This window comes from Streptosporangium sp. G11 (genome assembly GCF_051192615.1).
Taxonomy (GTDB): Bacteria; Actinomycetota; Actinomycetes; order Streptosporangiales; family Streptosporangiaceae; genus Streptosporangium.
Genome location: NZ_JBPJUQ010000381.1, coordinates 1 through 523, shown reverse-complemented (window position 1 = coordinate 523; position 523 = coordinate 1). Strand labels below are relative to the sequence as shown.

The 523-nt window shown below is 69.8% G+C and carries 1 pseudogene; it reads left to right on the top strand.

Annotated features, from left to right (window positions below):
- Positions 1-304: 304 nt before the first annotated feature.
- Positions 305-523: pseudogene (locus ACSDR0_RS51130) on the top strand (ABC transporter permease); the annotation flags it as partial.

Below are 523 nucleotides of genomic sequence, written 5' to 3'. Positions count from 1 at the left end.
CGGGAGGGCCGGGTCATTCGTGAGGCCGGTGCCGGTGAGCTGGACGAGCACGCCGTCCTCGACATGATCATGGAAGGGAGTGCCCTGTGATCCCCTCCTTCCCCGGGAGACCCGCGAACCCCCGACACGTCGTGAGCCCCGGACGCGCAGGGAACCCTCGACACACCGAAAGCGCCGGACACCTCGGACACGCCGGGAGCGCCGGGCGCACCGGGCGCACCGGGACTAGCGAAAGGAACCGACAGGTCTTCATGGACGTCATCTCTCTCCGTTCCGGAGCCCCGAGCGCCGTGGCGGTGCTCCGGTGAAGCCGCCCGTGGACGAGCACGACCGCGTCGAGGCGCCCGCTCGCAAACCCGTCGTGGCGAGCCCGCTCGCCCGCCTCGGAGAGACGCGTCATCTCGGTCTGGTGATCGCGTTGGTGTTGCTGGCGGTGGTGGGGCTGGTCACGGTGCCCGACACCTTCGCCACGACGTCCAACATGGTGAGCATCCTGTCGCTGGCCGCGACCATCGGGGTGATC